We start from the raw sequence: 21,305 nt of genomic DNA on the forward strand, positions 1-21,305 counted from the left end.
GTCGGAATTGTAGCCGGCGCGCCTTGGCGTGCCCGTTCCGACCCACTCGGTTCTTGACTTCGCGCCGCAATCCACGATCATCATGTCCCATGGACCCAATGATCGGACAGGCAGCCCGCCTTGCTGGCGTGAATATCGAGACCATCCGCTATTACCAGCGGCGCGGCCTGATTGAGCGGCCAGACAAATCCGCTGGCCAGGCCTATCGACGCTACAACACGGAGACCATTGCGCGCATCCGATTTATCCGCAAAACACAGGCGCTGGGCTTCTCGCTTCGTGAAATTCAGGACCTGTTGGCGCTATCGGCGCAGGACAGCGCCGATTGCGGTGACGTTCGGAACCAGGCGGTGGCGAAGATCAAGCAGATCAACGCGAAAATCAGCGAACTCGCACGCATCAGTGACAGACTTGAACGGGTTGTAGCCGCCTGTCCGGGTTCTGGCCACACGATTGACGATTGCACCATTCTGCAAGCACCGGGAAGCGAACAGTCCGGCGGGACCGGAGTACATCATCCATGTGACGGAAAAACCCGCTCGTGATCGAGACGCTGTTTTAACGCGCTATCGTCTCAGCCAGCGGCGCCTCCAACCGGCGCATTGGCAAACACAACACACCCATTACAAACTGCTTTTGAACTGGACTGCGGAATCAGGATGATGTAATCGATCGCATCGTTTCGTAATTACTCACCCCTACCTTTTTCGGATATGACGTTCTGATTTCAAGCCAGCGAAGTCAAAATGGTTTTAAATGGGGATGATCCGTTGAGTTTTTGGGTATCGACGACGGTTCTTACGGCGCAATCTCCTTCTGCTGCCCACATGGAGCGGAAACCGTTGGTGACTTTGCGTTGTATCACCGCCGGTCGCAGCGCCCGTTCACAACCGTTGTTGGTGACTTCGACAACACCTGGATGATCGAGAAACGTCAACAAACGTGGGCTGGCTCTGGCAAGTTTGGCGCGGATGGTTTCGGCAATCTCACATTGGGGATTACTGGCGAGAATGTCGGCCAGAGTATTTTCCAGTACCCGTTTTTTGGTTCTCACCGTGCTCGCCGCAAAGCTGGTGAGATTGGACGCCAATTGAAACACCCGGTCCAGCCACATCTTGAGGCGAAGTGGAACCATGTCATCGCTTGCCTCCACCGCATATGCGATATCGCGGGCTAGATGGGCGAGGCAGGTCTGATGGTGTTCGCCATGACCCCGTTGAGCCGAATAGCCATCCGACAACCAGACTTTGGGCCGATGGTCGCCCATCACATCACGCACGACCTGAGCCGCCCGTGACAATTGGGCTTCATGCACAATGGCTTGCCTGCTCATGAACACCCAATGATAGCCGTTCAATCCCTCAATACGTATTCCTGTCTCGTCACTGGCCACCACATCGGCGCGGCGCAGGTCGGCGACAATGTCGGTCTTGCGGGCTGCAAACGGCACATGGGAGCGTTTCAGCATGTTGGCCAGTGCGCCCTGACTGACTTTGACCCCGAACAGATCAGCCAGCATACCTTCAAGGCGGGCAAAGGACACCGCGTGGAATGTCTTCAGATAAAGCGCCAACCCATGCAGCCGGAGCCCAAACGGCGAACTACACGCTGCTTCCGGCAAGGGCGCTTTCACCCGCGATGAACAATGTGGGCAAGACACGCATAACCGACGGTGGCGCACAACAAACGGTGCAATCGGGGGAACCTCGATAGCATCATATTCACCAACCACATTCCCCGTCAGATCATCGCCAAGTTGGCCATGGCATTGTGGGCACGCATCAGGCCGATGGTCGACAATCTCATCCGGGCTCTCATGCAAACTACGCGAATGGCCCTGATGACCGGGCTTCGCACCGCCCGGTTTGGCATGCGCCCGGCGGGCTTTACGATCGGTAGAGGGCGGTTTGGAGGACGTGCGAGACGTCTTTGTAGGGCGCTGCAATTTCAGCACCATATCAACGAGCGCCTGCTTGCTCAGCTTTTCCAAATCATCTCGATCCATGCACACATGGATTCACAGATTATGACCGTTGGCAAGGGGGTGAGTAATTACATTGTTTCTGCTGAAAACACGTTATAATAAGTATATAGGTTTTGTAAATTACTTCATGTATATATCAAAAAGAATTATACAACTATTGATAAAAGATGATCTTGTTTTATGGATCGACCCGGAAAAAATCAATCATCACGTCGGAAGCAGAAGACCTAACAATATTAAAGTAAAGGAATATATCCGGGGTTTGAAATCAAACCAGAAAATCGCCGATCTGATCCGCCGACCGGTTTTGCGTTTAACCAACGCCCTGGAACCATTCACTATTGAAGACGAAACTTATCAGAATTTAAAATCATTGTCGTCCGAAAGGAAGTATAAAAAAGTCAGTGATATTGTTCAAAATCGAAACAATTTCAAAAATTCTATATGGTACTCGGATCTGGTGTCCAGTCTGCAGGAAAAGGGCTTTGCGAAACATAAGAGCCTGACCGAAAATTAAATTGAGTGATTTCAGTGGATTGTGATTCTCTGTGGTTTGCGAAGACTACGGAGGATCGGATGTCCTGGACTGAAATCACTCGGCGCCATTATGACAGGCGCGAACTGCGTTATGCAAGCGACTGCAGCGGTGGCGAATGGGAGGTCATAGCGCCCTTTGTGGAGCGTTCCGGCAAGGTGGGGCGGCCAAGCGTGCACGATTTGCGCGAAATATGGAATGCAATTCAGTATGTTGCGGCGGCGGGCTGTCAGTGGCGGCTTTTACCCAAGGATTTTCCGCCCTTCACGACGGTGCAATACCATTTCTACCGCTGGCGCGACGGTGGGCTGTTTACCCTGATCAACGAGGCGCTGGTCGTGGCAAGCCGCCTCATTGCGGGCCGAGAAGCGGAACCGACGGCCGCCATCATTGACAGCCAGTCAGTGAAGACGACCGAAAGCGGTGGCCCTCGTGGCTATGATGCGGGCAAGAAGATCAAGGGACGCAAGCGCCACATCATAACCGATACTGCAGGCAACATGCTGGAAGGGATCGTGCATGAAGCCAGTATTCAGGACCGCGACGGTGCTCCCGGCCTCATCGAAATCGTCGCAGAAGGGCATCCCACGCTGACAAGGCTGTTTGCCGATGGCGGATACGCAGGTGAGAAGCTGGAAACGGCTCTCGCTCACATTGAGGGCCTGGTTGTTGAAATCGTCAAGCGTTCCGATCAGGCCAAGGGGTTTGTAGTCTTGCCCAAACGCTGGATTGTGGAGCGGACTTTTGCATGGCTTTGCCGCTGCCGCCGTCTTGCCAAGGACTGGGAAGCTTCAATCGCCTCATCCGAAGCTTGGCTGTTCATTGCATCAATCCGCCGAATGGCGCGTTCAATCGCCCGGGCTTGAATATGTGAGGTATTAATTATGAGTCAGGCTCTCAGCTCGACTTTGTACATTATGCGGCGAAGCAGAGAGCCTCTGCCATACGCACGAGACGGTCGGGAGGGATTTTGTGTCTTTCCCGGTGCGGCGGGGAGTGTTGATAAATGTCTCCGACCCATAAGGCGAGCCTTACGGCGCCGATGGCATCGGTGAAGGTGAGATGGGTCTTACGATACCAGGCTGCGGCATAAGGAATGCTCGACTTGGACAACAGATCGCACGCCCACAAAGAGATAAGGCTGTAGAGACCAAGCAGCGCCGGCGTGGTGCGGGCGATAGCTTTGTCGGACCATTGCCGTTGGGTTTCGACGCCAAGATGGGCGCGGGTTTCGGCGAAGGTGACCTCGACCTGCCAGCGGCGGACGAACAGGGCGATGATGTCGGCAGGATCGAGCGTTGTATCGGTGCTGAAGAAAGCTTGCGGAGCGCGCCGGCCGTCAGGATCCCTGACGAGGACCCAGCGAATTGGCTTGGGCGGCGTACCAGGTCGGTACCACAATGCGGTGCTCGAGGTAATTTCGAGTGCCTTATGGTGCTTGCGCCCATACCAGGAGGACGCGGTGATCCTTTTCCAGGGCGTGGTCGGGTTTGAAAGCAGCGTTTTCAGCTTGGGCAAGGGTGGCCCCTTCTGCGCCGGGCGTCCGAGGGTGTGGCCGTCACGTTTTGGAGGGGCCGCGTAGAGATTGGCGTCGAGCCGCAGTCGGCTGATGAGGGTTGCTCGGCCGCCGATGGCGTACGCCAGTTCATGGACAGCGAAGCCGCTATCGCCCACGAAGACGATGTCGCGCTCTGGCATCCAGCGACAGAGCTGGAGCGCCCCTTGGCGGGCCCAGTCGGTCAGCAGCTTGTGCCTGCGTCCGCGCTGGTGGTCGGAGCGCTCCGAGGGGGCCAACAGGGTGAGCACCGGGAGGGCCTTCACAACACCTGCCCAAGGGACCGGCGTCAGCACCATGAAGCTCAACCAGCGCAGCCCGCTGGCTTTGACGAAGTGGCCATGGCTGGAGCGGACAGGATCGCGATAGATGCCGCGCGCAGTGATTTTGCGCCCCCATCGGCGCTCGATTGTATCGTCCATCCCGATGACCACGGGACCCTCCGGCACGAGGCGGTCGATGATCATGGCCAGCAGGCGCCGAGACATATCGCGAGACTCCCAGCGGGCGCGGTTAAGGAGCTGATGGTAGCTCGAAAAGTTTTTCGCCTCGGCGCGCCCGGTCATCCGCAGGCAGGCGCTGACGGTGCGCTTGCCCGGGGCCAGCACGGCCCCCATGACCAGGACGAGCATGTGCTCCCAACTGGGCGCCGTGAAGCACGGGCGCAGCGCCTGCAGCCAATCGCGCAGGATCTGGGGAACGGGATCGCCCGGAGACGGCGGCAAGAAGGGGGCATGATGTTTCATCCCATGTTTCGAATCCCTTGTCGCTGACCATGCAAGCAGGCAAACCTGCGGCAAAGTGAATCACGTGCCCTGAGGTGTTCCTATGTATGATCGGCACATGCAGCATGACGAAATCGCCGTTCGCATCGAAGCCTTCGACGACGCCAATGGTGGTGGCGTCGGTTTTTACAAAGACAAGGGTGCCTACCATCTCTACCTGCTGGAGACGGAGGCGCCGATTGCCCGGCTGAAGCCGACCGGCAACGGCAACGAAGTCCGGCTCGGATACTGGTCACACCGGCGCAAATGGGAGGATGTCGATGACATCGGCGGCGTCGTCATACCCCTCGACGAGGCGCTCGAGTTCATAGCGAACGAGGGCATCTTCTGGCTCTGGACCTGACCACAAAAACGTACAAAGTCGAGCTAAGAAAATTTACATGCGCAGTGAAAGCGAAATCGATCATTTCATGACTTCTTATACCAAAGTCAGAAATCACTGACCCACATGAGCCCAGTTTCTCATTCCGATTGATGTGATGACTTCTGGATGATGGATGAGATTGTTCCATGCATCGCATGCTGCATCGACGATAGCGGTGTAGTCTTTGAAGACGCAGTTTGAGAGCCAGTTTGCCCGAAGGTATTGCCAGATGTTTTCGACCGGGTTCAGCTCTGGCGACTTTGACGGCAGCAAGATGATGGTGATGTTTTTGGGTACGTTGAGTTTGCTTGTCGTGTGCCAGCCTGCGCGATCCATCAGCACCACTGCATGGGCCTTGCGGGCGACATATTTGCTGATCTCATCGAGGTGCAATTGCATCGCTTCGGTATTGGCGGAGGGCAGGACCAAAGCCGCACCTGTTCCGCGCTTGGGACAAATGGCACCGAACAGGTAGGTGTTCTGGTAACGCTGGTCGGCAGGCAGGCGTGGTCGAGTTCCTTTCTTCGCCCAGATACGGACGCGTCCGTTCTTTTGTCCAATACGAGCTTCGTCCTGGAACCACACCTCAACTGGAGTGCCCTCCGGCAGGTCGGCTATGTGGGCTGCGAGCGTATTGGCGAAGTTTTTTTGAAAGCCTCGATCACCTGCGGATTTTGAGCAGGATGCTGCGGACGGCCTGAGATATGGGAAAAGCCGAGCTCAGCCAGATAATCGGAGACGACGCTTTGAGAGCACATTACCCCGAACCGTTCGCTGATCATCCGAACCAGATCAATGCGCCGCCACCGCACAACACCATTTATCTTTCGCTCTGGTCCCGTTTCGACAATCTGCGCCAGTTCCAGCATTTGCTCATCGCTCAGCAAACGAGGGCGTCCGGCTCCTGAGCGGTTGGTCAATCCATCAGGGCCATCTTCGTTGAAGCGATGCACCCAATCGCGCAGCGTTTGACGATCCATCCCGCCAATCCGCGCCGCATCTGTCCGGTTCATACCTTCGTACACAGCGGCCAACGCAAGCAACCGGCGTATCTGACGGTTGTCACGACATCGACGCGCAAGCCGGCGCAGAGTAGGAGCATCAAAATCACAGCGAAGCGGTATGGCAGTAGGCATGGCAAATCTCCTTTGCCATGATGAATCACAAAATCAGAGCCTTGGGAATCCCACCTGAGTCAGAATTTGCTGATGTTGGTATTATGTGCTGCGCCTCATAACCAGCCTGGAGCAGGAAGGCTATGATGTTGGCAAAGGCAAGGACTATGGAACTGCCCTGATCGGCAAAGACGGATCCATCCATAAATCCGCGTCAGGAGATCACAGGTTTTATTTTGCTCGGGTCCTTGGCATAAAGCCGGTCCCTTTGGCGATCAGCGGCGTGCATGAGGACTGGTATCTGAAAAACGTCGGTTCCGGGTTGCATCCCCGACTTCTGAAACAGCAATTGCGTGCCATTGGCCGGCGCTATTCCTAGGCTCAGGACTCATTGATTGATCCAAAAAATGACGGTTACCGCGATTGTGATTGCTGACATGAAGGCGTGGGCGCAACGGTCGTAGCGGGTGTGGATGCGTCGCCAGTCCTTGAGTTTTCCGAACATGTTCTCGATTTTGTGGCGGCTTTTGTAGAGTGTCCTGTCGAACGGGATTTCGGTTTTACGATTTGATTTGGGCGGAATGCAGGGCTCTATGCCGCGCGCCTTGAGCGCTTGGCGGAACCAGTCTGCGTCGTAACCCTTGTCACCCAGCAGGGTTTTTGCATCCGGAATGGCGTCAAACATCAGAGCTGCGCCCTTGAAATCGCTCATTTGCCCCTCCGAGAGCAGCAAAACCAGCGGACGACCCGCACCATCGCAAACCGCATGCAGCTTGGAATTCAAACCGCCTTTGGTGCGCCCGATACGTCGGGGAACAGGCCCTTTTTTAAAAGGCTCGCAGCAGTGCGATGCGCTTTGAGGTGGGTTGCATCAATCATCACCTGATCGGGCGTCCCGGCCATGCCAGAAAGCTCGGCGAGTATCCTGTTGAACACGCCAAGCCGGCTCCACCGGATGAACCGGTTGTAGATCGTCTTGTGCGGGCCGTAATCGGATGGCGCATCTCGCCAGCGCAAGCCGTTGCGGATGACAAAGATGATGCCGCTGAGAACCCGCCTGTCATCAACCCGCGGGATCCCGTGAGAGAGCGGGAAATACGGCTCAATTCGTTTCATCTGCCTGTCAGTAAGCCAAATCAAATCACTCATGCCAGTATCCTCCTGACACAAGTGAATCAGTCCACAGCCCAACCCGCAAGCAATTTAATGGGTCCTGAGCCTAGCCAGACATATTCCTAGATTAACTCTTCAGCTGCCTTTTCAGGCTGCGGTCTCTTTCGAATCGTAAACCAGATCGCACCTGCGATCAGCAGGATATTGATCCCCAGCAGCAGTGCGGAAACCGGCCGGTCAAGGAATATCCAATAGCCGTCCTGCGAAATCAGCAGGGAGCGGCGCAGATTGTTCTCCAGCAATGGTCCCAGAATAATGCCGATAACCACCGGGGCCAGCGGATAGGATGCGGCACGCAGCACGATGCCGACAAAGCCGAAGCCCAGCATCACCATCAGGTCAAACACCGACGCCTGCAGCGCAAACGTACCAATTGAACACAGCAGCAGCACTGTCGGGATCAGATAGACTTTCGGCACCCGCAACACATAGACAAATAGAGGTGTTGCCAGAATTCCAGCGATCAGCAGAAACACATTGGAAGCAAGATAGACCAGAAAGATACCGCCAACGATCTCCGGCTGCTGTTCAAACAAAGTCGGACCCGGAAAATAGCCCAGAATCAGCAGCGCGCCGATCAGCACCGCCGAGGAGGCATCGCCGGGAATGCCCAGTGCCAGAGACGGCACCAGTGTCCCGCCGACGGTCGCGTTATTGGAACTTTCTGTCGCCACAACACCGCCTTCTGCGCCTTCACCATATTTTTCTTCAGGCCGCGCCATCGCCTTGGCAACCGCATAGGCGGTAAATGAGCTGATCACACCGCCCGCACCTGGCAGCGCCCCGAAAAAGGCACCGATGGTTGACGAGCGCAGCAGGTTTTTCCAGTGCCGCAATGTCAGCAGCACTGACTTGAAGCCGGGCCGCGCAATGTCGATTTTCGGCTTGTTCAGAAGGTCATTGCCCATCGCCTGATAGGCCATTTCGGAAATTGCAAACAACCCCACCACAACCGCTACAATATGAAAGCCGTTCAGCATATTGTAGGACCCGAAGGTAAAGCGGTACCCGGTGGAGAATTCATCCGTGCCGATGGTCGCCAGCAGCAATCCGAAAGCGCCGGAAATAAGCCCTTTCAGCAATGATCCATCGGAAATCACTGCAATCGCAATAAGGCCTGTCAGAGCCAGCGCAGTATATTCGGGGGGCGCGAAATTGCTCGCCACCCCGGCCAGCGCCGGTGCCGCGAAAATCAGCACCAGCCCGCCGAACAGGCCCCCCAGGGCCGAGGCTGAAATGGCAATGCCGATGGCATCTGACGCCCGCCCTTTTTGCGCCATCGGATAGCCGTCAAACAGTGTCGCAGCCGCCAGCGGCGTCCCCGGTATGCGCAGCAGAATGGCTGAAATGGAGCCGCCGCAAGACCCTCCGACAAAAATCGCGATCAGAAACCCCATCGCCGCCACAGGCGGCAGGCCAATGGCGACAGGCAACAGCAATATGATGCCCATCAACGGTCCAAGGCCGGGCAGCGCACCCACCAGCAGACCGAACAGGACGCCCAGCAGTGTCAGCCCAAGCGCCAGCGGGTTCATGAATAATCCGAAACCGGATACAAGCGACTCTACCAGCATGGCGTGTTCACCAAGGTATATTGAGGCCGTAAATGCCGCCGGGCAAAACAACCTTCAAATGCGCTTCGAAAAAATAGGCCAGCCCAAAGGAAATCACCAGCGCGATCAGCACCGGGCGCACCGATAAAGACAGCCCGCACACCACCAGCAGCGCAACAATCATCGGTGTAGTAGTCAGATGATAGCCAAATACGCCCAGAAGGCCGAGATAAAGCGCAAAAATACCAAGCAGCGCTGCGGGCCGGTACAGCGCACTAAGCGAGACCGAAGCCTTTGACACTTGTGGCATTTTCCTGAACCAGATAATTGCCGCCTGTATGGCCAGCAGCAGAGCGATGATCAGTGCAACGGCACGCGGATAGGCGGCCGCATTGTCATAGGGACCGCCGCTGGCGATCCCCTGTTCTGTCATGGACGTATAAATCTGCTGGAAGACGACCGCAATCACGGCGGCAAAGAACACGATGGCCAGCCAGTTCATCAGTTTTCTGTCCAACATTGCGGTCGTTGCCCTCTAGCGCAATTTCTTCAATTGCTCTTCTTCCCAGGCCAGCGCATTGGTCATTGAACCAAGCTGGCCTGCGACCGGACCGACAATCTCGTCATACTGGGTATGATCCCATTCCAGCGGCACAAATCCGACCCGGGCAATCTGCTCTTTCACGTCATCGCGATTCATAGCCTTTTTCATGGCCGCGCGCAAAACATCGGCAACCTCATCCGGCGTGTCCTTGTGCACAAGCCACCACGTCCAGCCCATTGGCGCCAGCCCCGAAAGGCCAAGATCTATGTTCAGATCGTCAATGCTTGGCGCACCACCATAGGAGGCTTTGGCGCCTGGCAGTTCCGACAGCACCAGAAGAATGTCAAACCCCTCTTTGTCCTGAAGATAGGCACCCACATTGACAAATACGAAATCCAGCACGCCGGACTTCAGATCCTTGCGCGCATCGCCATCGGTCTTGTAGGGGATGTTCTGCGCTACCACATCATAGGACTGCAGGACTTTGGCAATCACCATGTGTGGCAGATTATTGCGCGAGCCCGAAGAGTAACGCAATTTACCGGGATTGGCCTTGCCATAGGCCATCATTTCTTCAAAATTGGACCAGCGGGTTTCGCCCTTTTTGCTGCCGATTGAGAACGCGTTGGACACTGCAGAATGCAACGGTTTGAAATCCTTGTAAGTCCAGTCCGCATTACCCAGAACCGGCTGCAGCACCAACGGTGCCACATAGCCGTCCATGATGGTGTATCCATCCGCAGGCCGGTTCATGGCGGTAATGAAAGCTTTGGTTCCCGCGGCACCTGGCGTGGAGATCACCGGAATGGAAACCCCCAGTTCCTCTCCCATCGCCTTGGCGATGATCTGGCTGACCGAAAGCGCTGTCCCGGCCGACCATGGAAAAATGTTCTCCACGGTCCGTTCCGGAAATTGCGCGCTGGCGGATTGTGCAGCAAACGTCGTGGCCAGGATGGCCCCGGCAATAAGTAGTTTCTTTAACATGTAGTCCTCCCATTCAATATGGCCGCGCAATCTGCGGCCGTTTCAGTTGTATTCCTGTCTCTTCTGCGTCTCAGGCCGAAGCCGCCAGACGCAGTTTCTCCAGCCCGTAATGGGCAAACACCTCTTCCGGCGCATTGTGTTGTGTCAGATGGTCGATGATGCATTGATTGAGCCGGTCGATGATTGCCGGATCATCAATTGGAGTTTCCTGTTTCGGGTCGGATTCCAGATCGAACAGACAGGACCCCTCACCCCAATTGGCAACACACGCCACGCCGGTTTCGCCGATATCCGGGTTCAGCGTGTAACGCATCACTGGCGCGCCCTTGGTAAAATCAAACGGTGCCACCAGTTCTGCCGATTTCAATTCCTCGATCGAAAACGCGCTCGCCAGATGTGATGGCATCACCGTATAGGCAGGCAACGGTGCACCATTCAGCTCATCAGGGAACCGGTAATAGGTATAGCGGCCATCGGTCGCGCAGATCGGACCGGCAAACATCCCCAGTATCGCGGATTCGCGCCCGTTCTTATCGCCATTCAAAAGCGGTTTCAGCGAATGCGCTGTAACTTCCTTCGGAATCTCCACATTATAAAAATCCAGGATCGTCGGCATCAGATCCGGTGTCTGGGTCAGGCTCTGGCAGTGTGTGCCGGCCTTGTCATCCATCCCAGGATGCCAGATCATCATGGGAATATGTGAGATTTCCTCATAATAAGGCATCTTGTTCTTTGCCCACCACTCATGCTCGCCCAGCAGATAGCCATGATCAGTGGTCAGGATCAGTGCGGTATCGGCCCATGCGTCTTCCCGGTCAAACCAGTCCAGCAACTGCCCGAAATACTCATCGCACATCGCTACAAGAGCGGCATAATTAGCGCGAATTTCTGCAACTTCCTCAGCAGAATTCGTAACCTTTTCGTAAATCGGCCAATCCAGAATTTTACCGTTGTAACCGCTGTCATAAGCGGCCCGGAACCGCGCAGGCGCTGTAAATGGTTCGTGCGGATCAAAGCATTCCAGTTGTAGAAACCAGTCATCGGAGTTGTTGTTGATATCGAGAAATTCAAACGCTTTTTTGAAGCATTTGGCGGTCGGGTAGTCCTGCTCATCTTCCATGAACAGTGTGTTGATGGCGTGGCGTGAGCGGCGCCATGCTTGCGCGTCGGAATTGCCTCTGGTCACATTGCCTTCGCTCGGCAAATCGCCCATCGGATAGTGCCGCTGGTCAAATTTTTCGCGCAGACGCTCCACCGGCGGCTGGGTCATCACCTTGATCGGATCGTATTCTTGACCGCGGATGAAATCCCAACTGTCAAACGCGTTGACATAGCCGGTGCCGCCATTTTCAAAATAGTGCAGATGATCGGAGACAATATGGCTGTACACACCGTTCTGGCTCAGCAATTGCGCAAAGGAATTGTCGAAAGGCTCAAGCGGACCCCACGGACGATGCATGAAATTAAGACGTCCGGTATGCATGTCACGGCGCGCCGGCATACAGGGAAGCGAACCGGTATAATGCCGGTCAAAAGTCATCGAACGTTTGGCGAAGCGATCAAAATTGGGCGTCGCAATGGCGCTGCCGCCATAGGCGCCGAGCGCCGCCCTGTTCAAGGAATCAAACAGAACAAAAACTGTCCGCATAGGCCACTTGTCCTCCCAATTGCAAATGCCGCTTGCAAACACTAGACAATTCAGAGAAATTCAAAAAATGAAAATTTATACAACGCGCCATAGAAGAATTGAATGGATAGAAATTTACTGACCTTTCTGACCATCGCCGAAACCGGCAATATGACGGCTGCTGCAGATCGCTTGCACATCACCCAGCCAACGCTGACCAAGCGTCTGCAGCAACTCGAAGCCCAGCACGATTGCCGTTTGCTGGAACGGCTGCCGCGCGGTGTCCGGTTGACCCCGGCCGGTGATCAGCTCCTGCCCTATGCCAGACGCATCCAGCACGAATTCCTCCAGGCCGGCGAAGCCATCCGTTCGCTTGAATCAGGTCATCTTGATGAATTGCGCATTGGTGCGGGGCCCCTGTTTCATCTGCGTTATCTGGGACCGGCGCTGTGCCAGCTGATGCATGAATTTTCCAGCACACGCATCAGCCTGACAGCTGATCTGAACACGCAGAATCTGCCAAGAATAAGGGAGGCAAGCCAGGACGTGATGTTCGGCACCACTGAACATCTTGCCGATGACGATCAGGTGATGTTTCATCCTTTGACCACGGTTGAACAGGGCCTGTTGCTACGCGTCGGCCACCCCGCATTGCACGATGGTCCGCTGCATCCGGAGCAACTGACAGCTATAAAATGGGTGTTTTACAGCGACGGGCTGGACAATGAGGAAATGATGCGCAGCTATTTGGAGGCGCAAGGCTTGCCGCCCCCTGAAATTGTCCTGAAGACATCCACGTTCTCGCTCGGAATTCAGGTGGTTGCGCAAAGCGATTATGCGATGATCCTGCCGGTCCAGCTGAAACCCATACTGGACACTTCGAAGGTCAGGATCGTCATTCCCGATCCTCCGATCAGCCGCAAGGTGGCGGGCGCCTATCTGAGGCATTCATCCCGGCAGTTTCCGATCATCATGCGTCTGATAGACATTGTCGGAAATGCAGCCAGACGGGGAGGCGAGCCAGCATAAACCGGGTTACGCACCGGCCGAACGCCTCTGCCATCTTGCGCCAGGTGTCACAGCTGCCGGTTTCGTTGACCGGCCGCTGACGTCTCAGTTTTTGACAACCACGCGTGAGATGACATTTTCTTCTTCATTCACACTGAATTCGATGGTGACTTCGTCTTCATATTCCATTTCCGGCAGGTCAAGGCCCGCTGGAACCACGAATTCGGCGCCATCGAGCAAAACCAGTATACCAGCTTCTATGTCGTAGAAATCGACAACACCCACTGTGGTTTCAGCATAGGCGAAATTTGCGGCAAGGCTGAAGCCTGCAGCAGCTAGGGACACAAGCAGCTTATGCATTTTGAAATTCTCCAAAAGGTCAGAACAGGCTATCGGCAGTAGCCCCCGATCTGTTCCGACATCGCCGATAATCCTTAAATTTCCGCGGCGCAAGCAAAAAATGCACTGCCCCGAAACGGCCCCGATACAGCCGCCAGAAAGACTTGATTTGCCTTTCAATGCTGGAGTCTCTGTCTTGGTAAATCATGGTCTGCCAACATGCCTGTATCGCACCCCGCATTGTGCATGTCACCGGAAGTCTCGGCGCCCATGACGTCGGGTGGACGATCAGAGCCGGTCGGTCTTCGTCAACACGCGCCACAGAGGCCTCGCCACCGCATCGGCCCCGGCACAATTTTGAAAAGGCCGCCAGTCTGATCACTGTTGCGCGCTGACAGGTTTGAGACAATTCCGGCCGGACCGATCAGATGGCGGCCATCTACTTTCTGGATTCCCAGAACAAGTCCGGGAATACAAAATTCACGCCAATGCGTTGCGCTGATCTGCTGTAAAGATGGAAGGAAAACAATACCCAAACTCCAGCAACACTGAGAGGAGACAATGCAAATGAGGCCACCAACAAGCGTATCCATGCTCGACGAACTTGGCCGGGTCCAACTTTCAAAGTCCTTCATCATGCGGGAGTTTCTTTATAGCGAGGTCGCAAACTTTCACGGTATTCCCAACATCCCGGACGATCCCGACCTTGCAATCAAGGTTGGCATGCATCTCTGCGAAGAGCTGTTGGAGCCACTGCAGGCCACCTTCGGTAAAATTGTCATTCGCTCGGCATTGCGCTCTTGCGAAGTCAACGGCTTCTGCAACCAACAGCAAAAAGCCAAAAAGAAAGGCTACACATGTGCCTCAAACGAGGCCAGTTTTGCCGGCCATATTTGGGACAGGCGCGATGCGCACGGCCATGCCGGGGCAACGGCCTGCATCGTTATCCCATGGTTTGCCGAACGATACGAAAACGGCGAAGATTGGCGCGCCCTCGCCTGGTGGATTCACGACAGGCTTCCCTACTCTCAGCTGTATTTCTTCCCGCGCAAAGCCGCCTTCAATATTTCCTGGCACGAACATCCAAAAACAAGCATCAACAGCTATGTCGAACCGAAGGGCTGCCTGACCAAACCGGGCATGCCAAACCATTCCGGCGATCATGCCGGCTGGTATCCGGGATTTCCTGAACTGGATTGAGGGACCAAGCCGGACACGGGTCGGACAAATCAGTGACTGGTAGTGGCAGCAATCTGGAACGTACCAGTCTCTGCAGTTCCGCCCCGGTTATTCATCCCGCAAACCAGGGCTCGCGCCTGGGGAAACATCGATACTTTGATGGAACTCTGCTTCCCAATTCAAAGGGAATTTAACGGAAGAATTCCAGCTTTAAACCATCCGATTTGCCAGGGCCGATCATCACTCCGGTTCTCATTTACGCAACAAGTTTTTCACAATCCCGAGGGCTGTTCAGTTTACCAAACCTGACGCGAGTTGGAATTCGAGAGTGGCTATTGATGCCCGAGAATCTCTCCCAGGAACGCTTTGGCGCGGCTGTGTTTCGGCTTGCTGAAAAACTCGTGCGGCGTCGCCTCCTCAAGGATTTCCCCGTCGGCCATGAACAACACACGGTCTGCAACCTTGCGCGCAAATCCCATCTCGTGGGTAACGCAGATCATCGTCATTCCGTCTTTCGCAAGTTCGATCATTGTGTCGAGAACTTCCTTTACCATTTCAGGATCAAGGGCAGATGTCGGTTCATCAAAGAGCATAACCTTTGGTTCCATGCACAAGGCACGGGCAATGGCGACGCGCTGTTGTTGGCCGCCGGAAAGCTGCGCTGGGTATTTTTCTGCCTGTTCGAGTATGTGGACTCTGTCGAGATATTTTCGCGCGATTTTCTCTGCTTCCACCCGCGGCATTTTTTTGACGCGGCGCAGCGCCAGCGTACAATTGTCGATAATGCGCAGGTGTGGAAACAAATTAAAGCTCTGGAATACCATGCCGACATCGCGACGCACTGCCTCGACGGATCTGGCCGCGTTGTCTATGACGCGGCCATCAACGATGACTGTGCCGCCTTGTGCCTTCTCAAGGTGGTTGATACAGCGGATCAGCGTCGATTTGCCTGAACCGGACGGTCCGCACAGGACGATCCTTTCGCCGCTGCGGACCGAAAGGCTTATGTCCTTGAGCGCGTGGAAGCTGCCATACCATTTATCTATGTTCTTGAGTTCGATGAGCGCTTCGCCTTCGAACACAGGCAAGTCAGATTTTGCGGACATGGCGGCTTCCAATTTATTGCTGTTCGGAGCTATTCGACGGTGAAGGACACGCCTTCGACCGGTGCCTCGAACTTCGGCTGGCCCAGTTTGAACCACTTCTGATACAGCTCTTCTATTGTACCGTCGGCTTTCAGGCCCTCCAGAAAGGCGTTGACCGTAGCGTTGATTTCCTTGTCGCCAAGAATGGTGCCAACGCCCTTGTAGTTTGTAGCCAGTACGATCTTTTCTTCGAACTTGCCCGGTGATGTTTCTTCGATGCGACCTATGGCGAACTGGGTGGTTCCGATCGCGTCGACCTGGCCTGATAGCAGCGCCTGGATCGTCGACGAATCATCGTCAAAACTCAACATGTTGGCACCGGCGGCAACATTCGGCAGCGTGTTTTCCTGGGTGCTGCCTTTGGGAACGCCAACAGTCAATCCCTCGAGATCTTTGAAGCTCGCAATGCTTGTTCCGATTGGCGCTATGACAGGCATGCTGTCTTCGGCGTAAGGGATGCTGTATTGCAACGACTTTGCGCGTTCCGCACTAATGCCAAGGGTCGCAAACAATGCGTCGACTTTGCCTGTTTGCAAGCCGGCGATCCGGTTCTGATTGGTAACGACAACCAGTTCAAGATCAACACCAAGATGTTTGGCAAACAGACGTGCTAAATCGGCGTCATAGCCATCGTTCTTTCCGGTGGAATCAAGGAAGCCGAAAGGTGGATTGTCTCCCTGGATGCCGATGATGATTTTGCCGCGGGCCTTGACGTTGTCGAGCGTGTCGGCGTTTGCCAGACTTGTCCCGAGCAGCCCCAACATGGCTAAAGTGGCCATCGAAGCGCCGAATGCACGGCGCGAAAGATTGAACATTCTCATTTTAGTCTCCTCTGTTTTGTTATCGACTGCAGCCTTTGCTGCGTTTCACTGTTTGGAGCCCAAACAGGATCGGGTGTAGCGCGGTTTCTCAGTCCGTCGCTCTGGAAGCCAGTGCTAGTTTTCTCTCCATAGCGCTCCCAAAAAGCGACATGGGCCAACAAATGAAAAAGTAGATGATACCGACGATGCCGTAGACCAGCAGCGGCTGAAAAAGCAGGTTCGAAACGATCTGCCCGGCACGCGCCAGTTCTACGAAGCCCACGATTGCAGCCAGTGACGTTCCTTTGGTCAGCTGCACGGCAAACCCAATCGTCGCCGGCAGCGAGATCTTGAGCGCCTGCGGAAGAATGACGTCCCGCATGCGCGAAACATAACCAATGGCAAGCGCGTTCGAGGCTTCGGTCTGACCTGGCGGAATTGACTGGATCGTCCCACGCCAAATATCCCCCAGAAAGGCACTGGCATGAGCGGTATAGGCAAGAGATACGGCCACCCACGCGTCGATGTTGAATTGCATCAATGCCAGGCCATAATAGACAACGAAGAGTTGCATCAGCAAAGGCGTGCCCTGGAAGAGGGCTATGTAGGCCCCAGCGATCCGTCGCACGATGGCAATCGGGCTGACCCGGGCAAGGGCGATGGCAAGTCCAATGATACCGCCGCCAACAAAGCTGATGAGCGTCAGCAGAACCGTCCACTTCAGCCCCTGGAGCAGAAAAAACATTTCGGGGAGGGCAAATTCGCGCATCGCTTCCCCTTACTGATTGGGATAGTTGAAAAGACGCTGGCCCAGCATCGAGAGCATGCTCATGATCAGCCAGGAAATCAGCAGGTAGAGGCCAGTGATGGTGAAATACACTTCGAAACTTCGAAAGGTTTCAGACTCGATCCTTTGCGCATAATATGTCAGCTCGTTTGCTGAGATCGATGAGCAAACCGACGACGTTAGCGTGAGCAGAATGAATTGCGACGACAGCGCCGGGTAGATTGCGCGGAGCGCCGGTATCATCACGATATCGCGCAATATCTGAAGCTGGGACAGACCCAGTGCCGCTCCGGCCTCAATCTGGCCGCGCGGAATCGACTCCACTCCGCCTCTGATAATTTCTATTGAGTACGCACCGCCATTGATAGAAAGAGCGATGAGTGCAGTTGTCGTCGGGCTCATGCGAAAACCAAGCAATGGCAGCGCAAAGAACAAGAAGAAAATCTGCACCAGAAATGGTGTGTTGCGAATGGCCTCCACGAAGATGCGAACCGGCACGCGAAACACAGGTCGTGACGAGCGCTGCAGCGCCGCGCCGGCTATGCCGATACACAGCGCCAGAAAGATCGCTGCCGTAGACAATGCGAGCGTGAAGCCGACGCCATACATCAGATCGGTCCAGCGAGTCAGGACGACGCTAAAGTCCAGTTTGTACAACGCTTTGTCCTTTCGATGAACTGTTGTCATCTGCTCGGTACGTTGCTTCGTTGGCCGAAGCTGAGCTTTCGCTGTTGGCAATCGGATGAGACATCATCGGTTCATTCAAACAGCTGCTTGAACAGGCCTATGGACTGACGGAAGCCATCCTCAAAATTTCCGTTGCCAGGATGGTAGACACTCTCGAAGGAAATGACGCCGTCGTAGTTGTCGGACCGCAATGCGTTGGCCAACGGTTGGAACTGGTTTGCCAACTGTCCCTCGCCCATGCGCCGCACTTCCAGGGTCGCTCGCGGGGTATCGACCTTCACATCCTTTATGTGGATGTGCCCCAGATATCCGTCCCTTACTTCTTCGTAGCCATCGGGGAAGGCGCGTTCGTGACACCAGCAGTTGTTCGCCGGGTCCCAGAGGACTTTCAGCGTGTCTTTGGCATCCAGATCGTCAATCAGTTTGCGCGCAGTGTAGTTGGAATTCACCATTGTGCCGTTGCCGGTCTCGACAACCAGCGTCAAGCCTTCGCTCCGCGCCAACTCGACGGCAGGTGCGATCATTGGCGGCATTGTATCCCAGGCACCGTGAGCTATGTTCCATTTTTCGGCTCCGTTGCTGCCCCAAAGAATTTGCTCTTTTTTCTGGGTCATGATCCGGACTAGCGGCGAGCCTAACTCATGCGCCATGTCCATGACCCGTTTGAGGGCGTCCATATGTTTGACGTGAAGTTCGTCGCCGGGCCGGTTCGTTGTAGTCATGCCGGCAAAGACATGGCGTGATAGACAGGAAACCGGCTTGTCATGCTTTTCGAGCAGGGACTTTATGTCGGATATCTCCTGCTTGGAGTGATCGCCTACCTCCTTGTCGCCCACAAATTGCAGTTCGGCATATTCCAGTCCAAACTCATCCATCACATTAAGTGCATGGGAAAGATCGCGGCTTACACCGTCGCAGATCAGGCCAAGTTTCATTCCGATATTCCTCTTTAGCGGTGCAGTTCTGCGCCGACGATTTCTTCCATGATCCTGGTGCATACCCAATTGTCGCCCTGGGGATATCGGGTCTTTCCCTGGTGGAATATCTGCATTGCGGTTGATGCCATGAACATCGGCACACCAAGTTCTTCAGCCATTCCAAGTGAAATTGTCAGGTCCTTGTGCATCGTACCGATGCCCGAACCAGTGCCCTCGAATTTGCGGTCAATGATGTTGGCCAGTGCAGTGTTGGCAACGCCGCATCCGGCGCCACTGGTGGAAAACACGTCAAACAGTTTCTGACCGGAGACCCCCGCCTTTGCAGCCAGTGCTGCAGCCTCGAATGTTGCACCAAAAATTGAGCCGATTAGGGATTGCAGGCAGGACTTCATGACCTGCCCATCGCCGGCGCGTTCACCCACACGATGGATAGTCTTGGAGACCGCTTCCATGACCGGTCTGAACTCGTCGAGGGCATCAGATTTGCCCGCCGCCATCATGGTCAGCGAGCCGTTCTGTGCACCAGGAAACCCTCCCGAGACAGGGCTGTCGATCAATATGATGCCCGAACCTTCGATTGCATCGCCTAGTTCACGCGCTTCACTTGGCTTGATGGTTGCGGTCAGAATCACCGCGCCGCCGCTTGGCATGTGGCTGACGAGCCCTTCCGGACCAAGGATAACAGCCTTGGCCTGACTGCCATTCATGACCATAACGAAGACCGCTTCGCTGTCGGCACCAAGCTGAGCAACGCTGTTCGCTGGTTTGCCGCCCATCTCTATAAATGCTGCCATTCGTGCAGCATCCAGATCCAGACCCGTTGTCTCAAAACCATTCTTGATCAGATTCTTTGCAAGACCGCTGCCCATGTCACCGAGCCCCACCACGCCTACTCTTTTCATGCAAATCTCCGTTGCCAATTATAATAATGCCCTATTTGATGATTTGGGTATAATTATGATTCATCATATTGTCAATTTATCATCAAATGAGCACTATTTATACACGTCATTGACATCATTCCTCCATCTTGCTAGAGCGATTTGTTGCCTGCGCGCAGGAGGGGATAACTGGAGGGTCGCTTGAATTACAGGAGTTCACCGGTCCTTGATGCCTTGTCGTGACAAATAAAAATCACTTGCAGATCGCCGATTTGAAGGCTCTTTGATGGGACAAAACAACAGACCTCGCGCACTTGACATCGCGCTAAAAGCCGGGCTCAGCACATCCACAGTGGATCGGGTGCTTAATGGGCGCGGGCGCGTAAGTACGAAGGCGGTTCGGTTGGTAATGGAAGCCAGATCGGATCTCGAGCAACAAGTCAGCCCGGTTTCTTCATTGACTGACTTGATCGAAGTAATTCTTCCGGAAAATGCAGGCAATTCCACGCGCTATCTAGGGGCCTTTTTTCGCCTTGCAGGCCACCGAAGCGGTGTAGCGATAAAAGTAAACTGGGTTGATCGGATGAACCCAGCGGCGTTAAGCGCAGCCCTGCTTGGGGCTTTGGAGCGCCGCCCACAGGGCGTTGCGTTCCAGGCACTGGACCATCCGCTGGTACACGAAGCAGTTGCCAAGCTGCGCTCGGAAGGCATGCGGCTGACGACAATTGTCTCCGACTTGACTGGCGAGGGTGTAGGTTATGTGGGCATGGACAACCGAGCGGCCGGGCGTACCGCGGCGCTTCTGATGGGCAACTATTGCATCGGCAGCGGCTCAGTCGCCATCGTTTGGAGTGGCCAGCTCTCGCGCGCTCACGAGGAGCGGGAATCCGGATTTCGCGCCCTTATGCGTGCCGAATTCCCTGCTATGATGGTGAAAGACATCAACAGCGGCAACGACCAGCCTGAAGAAAACTTCCGTCTGATTCAGGAGCTACTGGAGAGTGACAAATCTGTGGCCGGCATCTACTGCGTCGGTGCAGGTCCGTCAGCGATTGTTGAAGCCGTGAAGGCAGCCAACCAAATCAACCGAATAAAAATCTTCGCGCACAATCTCACCCACGTTACCCGTGCCCATCTGCTTGCCTCCGAGATCGATATCGTCATCCACCAGAGCATGCAGGAAATCGCGGACCGGGCACTCGCTGAGATATTGTCCGGCAATCCGATCAGTCGGCATGCAGTCGCCACACACGTCATCACACGAGAAAACGCGCTTCAACATCTTGATATAAATGCAATCAGCGACTGGTTGGATTGAGGAT

At 54.9% G+C, this 21,305-nt stretch carries 23 protein-coding genes and 1 pseudogene; 9 read left to right on the top strand and 15 right to left on the bottom strand.

The genetic code is table 11. The features are described from left to right. Positions 1–98 precede the first annotated feature (98 nt). Positions 99–545, top strand: a complete 447-nt coding sequence (locus tag RAL88_RS05310; RefSeq protein ID WP_306267785.1) for a MerR family transcriptional regulator — start codon at positions 99–101, stop codon at positions 543–545. Between the two features lie 182 nt (positions 546–727). Here RAL88_RS05310 and RAL88_RS05315 read toward each other — a convergent pair whose 3' ends face one another. Then, the gene (locus RAL88_RS05315; RefSeq protein ID WP_306267787.1) at positions 728–2,005 is read right to left on the bottom strand and encodes an IS66 family transposase; all 1,278 of its coding nucleotides are present in this window, start codon (positions 2,003–2,005) and stop codon (positions 728–730) included. Positions 2,006–2,111: 106 nt separating this feature from the next. Between RAL88_RS05315 and RAL88_RS05320 the strand changes: the two genes are divergently transcribed. Both RAL88_RS05320 and RAL88_RS05325 read left to right on the top strand, forming a co-directional pair. Continuing rightward, positions 2,112–2,501 (top strand): hypothetical protein, encoded by a 390-nt coding sequence (locus RAL88_RS05320; RefSeq protein ID WP_306267789.1) that lies wholly within the window; start codon positions 2,112–2,114, stop codon positions 2,499–2,501. Between the two features lie 59 nt (positions 2,502–2,560). Beyond that, on the top strand, positions 2,561–3,385 hold the full coding sequence (locus tag RAL88_RS05325; RefSeq protein ID WP_306267791.1) for an IS5 family transposase: 825 nt from the start codon (positions 2,561–2,563) through the stop codon (positions 3,383–3,385). Positions 3,386–3,434: 49 nt separating this feature from the next. Here the strand turns inward: RAL88_RS05325 and RAL88_RS05330 are convergent, their stop codons facing one another. After that, on the bottom strand, positions 3,435–4,820 hold the full coding sequence (locus RAL88_RS05330) for a transposase (protein WP_306265319.1): 1,386 nt from the start codon (positions 4,818–4,820) through the stop codon (positions 3,435–3,437). Between the two features lie 82 nt (positions 4,821–4,902). Here RAL88_RS05330 and RAL88_RS05335 point away from each other — a divergent pair, with 82 nt between their 5' ends. Continuing rightward, on the top strand, positions 4,903–5,202 hold the full coding sequence (locus RAL88_RS05335) for a hypothetical protein (protein WP_306265320.1): 300 nt from the start codon (positions 4,903–4,905) through the stop codon (positions 5,200–5,202). 93 nt (positions 5,203–5,295) lie between these two features. Here RAL88_RS05335 and RAL88_RS05340 read toward each other — a convergent pair. Further along, positions 5,296–6,359, bottom strand: a protein-coding gene (locus tag RAL88_RS05340) for an IS630 family transposase (protein WP_371932098.1) whose coding sequence is annotated in 2 segments (ribosomal slippage) — positions 5,296–5,873 and positions 5,873–6,359 — 1,065 coding nt in all. Because the reading frame shifts where the segments join, the coding sequence is not laid out codon by codon here. An 85-nt stretch (positions 6,360–6,444) separates the two neighbouring features. Here RAL88_RS05340 and RAL88_RS05345 point away from each other — a divergent pair. Then, positions 6,445–6,717 (top strand): hypothetical protein, encoded by a 273-nt coding sequence (locus RAL88_RS05345; RefSeq protein WP_306267793.1) that lies wholly within the window; start codon positions 6,445–6,447, stop codon positions 6,715–6,717. A gap of 9 nt (positions 6,718–6,726) precedes the next feature. Here RAL88_RS05345 and RAL88_RS05350 read toward each other — a convergent pair. From RAL88_RS05350 to RAL88_RS05370, 5 genes are all read right to left on the bottom strand, one after another. Next, positions 6,727–7,487 (bottom strand): IS5 family transposase gene (locus RAL88_RS05350; protein ID WP_306267795.1). Its coding sequence is split into 2 segments (ribosomal slippage): positions 6,727–7,154 and positions 7,154–7,487, totalling 762 coding nucleotides; the frame shifts between segments, so codons are not numbered across the junction. An 86-nt stretch (positions 7,488–7,573) separates the two neighbouring features. Further along, positions 7,574–9,085: a tripartite tricarboxylate transporter permease gene (locus tag RAL88_RS05355; protein ID WP_306267797.1), complete on the bottom strand. Its 1,512-nt coding sequence runs from the start codon at positions 9,083–9,085 to the stop codon at positions 7,574–7,576. Between the two features lie 7 nt (positions 9,086–9,092). After that, a complete protein-coding gene (locus RAL88_RS05360; RefSeq protein ID WP_306267798.1) occupies positions 9,093–9,584 on the bottom strand; it encodes a tripartite tricarboxylate transporter TctB family protein in 492 nt (163 codons plus the stop codon). Positions 9,585–9,599: 15 nt separating this feature from the next. Next, positions 9,600–10,592: a tripartite tricarboxylate transporter substrate binding protein gene (locus RAL88_RS05365; RefSeq protein WP_306267800.1), complete on the bottom strand. Its 993-nt coding sequence runs from the start codon at positions 10,590–10,592 to the stop codon at positions 9,600–9,602. A gap of 70 nt (positions 10,593–10,662) precedes the next feature. Continuing rightward, positions 10,663–12,240: a sulfatase gene (locus RAL88_RS05370; protein ID WP_306267802.1), complete on the bottom strand. Its 1,578-nt coding sequence runs from the start codon at positions 12,238–12,240 to the stop codon at positions 10,663–10,665. A 102-nt stretch (positions 12,241–12,342) separates the two neighbouring features. On the opposite strand from RAL88_RS05370, the gene RAL88_RS05375 reads away from it, so the two are divergent. Beyond that, complete coding sequence (locus RAL88_RS05375) at positions 12,343–13,248, top strand: LysR family transcriptional regulator (RefSeq protein ID WP_306267804.1); 906 nt, start codon at positions 12,343–12,345, stop codon at positions 13,246–13,248. 84 nt (positions 13,249–13,332) lie between these two features. Here the strand turns inward: RAL88_RS05375 and RAL88_RS05380 are convergent, their stop codons facing one another. Next, positions 13,333–13,587 (bottom strand): hypothetical protein, encoded by a 255-nt coding sequence (locus tag RAL88_RS05380; RefSeq protein ID WP_306267805.1) that lies wholly within the window; start codon positions 13,585–13,587, stop codon positions 13,333–13,335. A gap of 546 nt (positions 13,588–14,133) precedes the next feature. Here RAL88_RS05380 and RAL88_RS05385 point away from each other — a divergent pair. After that, positions 14,134–14,766: a hypothetical protein gene (locus tag RAL88_RS05385; RefSeq protein ID WP_306267806.1), complete on the top strand. Its 633-nt coding sequence runs from the start codon at positions 14,134–14,136 to the stop codon at positions 14,764–14,766. 311 nt (positions 14,767–15,077) lie between these two features. Here the strand turns inward: RAL88_RS05385 and RAL88_RS05390 are convergent, their stop codons facing one another. The 6 genes from RAL88_RS05390 to RAL88_RS05415 form a co-directional block, all read right to left on the bottom strand. After that, complete coding sequence (locus tag RAL88_RS05390) at positions 15,078–15,851, bottom strand: amino acid ABC transporter ATP-binding protein (protein WP_306267808.1); 774 nt, start codon at positions 15,849–15,851, stop codon at positions 15,078–15,080. 29 nt (positions 15,852–15,880) lie between these two features. Next, positions 15,881–16,711 carry a transporter substrate-binding domain-containing protein gene (locus RAL88_RS05395; RefSeq protein WP_306267810.1) on the bottom strand — a complete coding sequence of 277 codons (831 nt, stop codon included), beginning with the start codon at positions 16,709–16,711 and terminating at the stop codon, positions 15,881–15,883. Between the two features lie 88 nt (positions 16,712–16,799). After that, on the bottom strand, positions 16,800–17,459 hold the full coding sequence (locus RAL88_RS05400; RefSeq protein ID WP_306267812.1) for an amino acid ABC transporter permease: 660 nt from the start codon (positions 17,457–17,459) through the stop codon (positions 16,800–16,802). 9 nt (positions 17,460–17,468) lie between these two features. Then, on the bottom strand, positions 17,469–18,086 hold the full coding sequence (locus tag RAL88_RS05405) for an amino acid ABC transporter permease (protein WP_306269586.1): 618 nt from the start codon (positions 18,084–18,086) through the stop codon (positions 17,469–17,471). A 149-nt stretch (positions 18,087–18,235) separates the two neighbouring features. Beyond that, positions 18,236–19,099 carry a sugar phosphate isomerase/epimerase gene (locus RAL88_RS05410; protein ID WP_306267813.1) on the bottom strand — a complete coding sequence of 288 codons (864 nt, stop codon included), beginning with the start codon at positions 19,097–19,099 and terminating at the stop codon, positions 18,236–18,238. Positions 19,100–19,113: 14 nt separating this feature from the next. Further along, positions 19,114–20,004, bottom strand: a complete 891-nt coding sequence (locus RAL88_RS05415) for an NAD(P)-dependent oxidoreductase (protein WP_306267815.1) — start codon at positions 20,002–20,004, stop codon at positions 19,114–19,116. A 265-nt stretch (positions 20,005–20,269) separates the two neighbouring features. On the opposite strand from RAL88_RS05415, the pseudogene RAL88_RS21680 reads away from it, so the two are divergent. Together RAL88_RS21680 and RAL88_RS05420 are read left to right on the top strand one after the other, a co-directional pair. Beyond that, a pseudogene (locus RAL88_RS21680) lies at positions 20,270–20,392 on the top strand (LacI family DNA-binding transcriptional regulator); the annotation flags it as partial. Further along, positions 20,393–21,301: a substrate-binding domain-containing protein gene (locus RAL88_RS05420; protein WP_306267817.1), complete on the top strand. Its 909-nt coding sequence runs from the start codon at positions 20,393–20,395 to the stop codon at positions 21,299–21,301. The last annotated feature ends 4 nt before the right edge of the window (positions 21,302–21,305 follow it).

The organism is Pararhizobium sp. IMCC3301 (assembly GCF_030758315.1).
Taxonomy (GTDB): Bacteria; Pseudomonadota; Alphaproteobacteria; order Rhizobiales.